The organism is Cupriavidus sp. WS (assembly GCF_000395345.1).
In the GTDB taxonomy this organism is placed as follows: domain Bacteria; phylum Pseudomonadota; class Gammaproteobacteria; order Burkholderiales; family Burkholderiaceae; genus Cupriavidus; species Cupriavidus basilensis_B.
The window spans coordinates 1-1,552 of sequence record NZ_AQPL01000195.1; the positions used below are offsets into that span (position 1 = coordinate 1).

Genomic DNA, 1,552 nt, shown 5'->3' on the forward strand with positions numbered 1-1,552 from the left:
CGGCACCGCCAGCGTCTCCGCGCCCGCCGCCGGCGCGGCGGCAAGCGCGCCGGCACCCAGCACGCCGGCCGCGCCAAGGCCCGCGCCGTGGCGCAGGAAGCGGCGCCGGGCAGGCCGCGCGGGCGGGCGCGCTGTCTTGTCGTTATCGTCGGTCATTGTTCTTGCTCTTGCGCGCGGGGGCGCGCGCCCGTCCGTGCGGCACGTAAGAGACGGCCGCCGGAAACCGCGCACTCTATGCCTGCGCGCGGCCTCGCGGAAGGAAGGAAAACGCATGCCCATATGCGCCGCCGCATATGCGCGCAGCCGATAACCAAAGCCAAAAACATTCCTTCTGCCACGCCGCGGGCGCCGCGTATCTTGGGAGCCGTCGATTCCCCGACCACCGCCCCGCACAGGAACAAGAACACAATGCCCCTCACGCGCCGCAGCCTGCTCAAACACCTTGCCTGGTCCGGCCTTGGCGCCGCCGCCGCGTCCACCCCGCTGAGCGTGTTCAGCGCCACCGGCGCGGCGCGCCCGGACGTCATCCGCATCGGCGTGGCGCAGCCGGCCACCGGCACGCCGCCCAGCTTCGGCGGCAGCTCGCTGTCGATCGCCCACGCGCGCGGCTGGCTGGAGGAAGCCTTCAAGCCGGCCGGCACGCGCGTCGAGTGGTACTTCTTCAAGGGCGCGGGCCCGGCCGTCAACGAAGCGCTCAGCACGAAGCAACTGGATTTCGCGCTGCAGGGCGACCTGCCCGCCATCGTGGCGCGCGCCGCCGGCCTGAAGACACGGCTGGTGCTGGCCACCAGCGTGCGCACCAATATCTATATCGGCGTGCCGCCCGATTCGCCGCTCAAGACCGTGGCGGACCTGCGCGGCAAGCGCGTGTCGCTGTTCAAGGGCACCAACATGCATCTGCCGGCGCTGCGCCTGCTCGAAGCCAACGGCCTCGCCGAGAAGGACCTGCGCCTGCTCAACCTCGACACCGCGAGCTACCTGGCCGCGCTCACCACGCGCGACCTCGACGCCGCCATCGGCGCGATGGACATCCTGCGCCTGCGCGACAAGGGCGCGGTGCGCATCCTCTATTCGAGCAAGAACCAGTCGCCGATCTACACGCGCCAGAGCCATGTGCTGGTGACCGACGAGTTCGCCAGCAAGTACCCCGAAGCCACCCAGCAGTTCGTCAAGACCTCGGTGCAGGCCGCGCGCTGGGCCTCGGACGAAAAGAACCGCGACGACGTGCTGCACACCTGGGCGCGCGCCGGCACGCCCTACGAGCACTGGAAGGAAGACTACGAAGGCGAGCCGCTGCGCGTGCGCGTGAACCCGAACTTCGACCCGTTCCTGGTGGCGCGCTACAAGGACGCCACCGAGCAGGCCTACCGCCTGCGCCTGTCGCGCGCGCGCTTCGACGTGGACCAGTGGATCGACACGCGCTTCCTCAAGGCGGCGCTGGACGACCTGAGCCTGCAGAGCTACTGGCCGGTCTACCAGGCCAACGGCAAGATCCTCGGAGCCTGACGCGATGGCGGCCAACGAAACCCTGGCGTTGCCGCCGGCGGGACCC

The 1,552-nt window shown here is 70.4% G+C and carries 1 protein-coding gene; it reads left to right on the forward strand.

The window, feature by feature from the left end; genetic code table 11:
* Positions 1–408 precede the first annotated feature (408 nt).
* The gene (locus K206_RS0116240; protein WP_020203446.1) at positions 409–1,506 is read left to right on the forward strand and encodes an ABC transporter substrate-binding protein; all 1,098 of its coding nucleotides are present in this window, start codon (positions 409–411) and stop codon (positions 1,504–1,506) included.
* Positions 1,507–1,552: the final 46 nt, after the last annotated feature.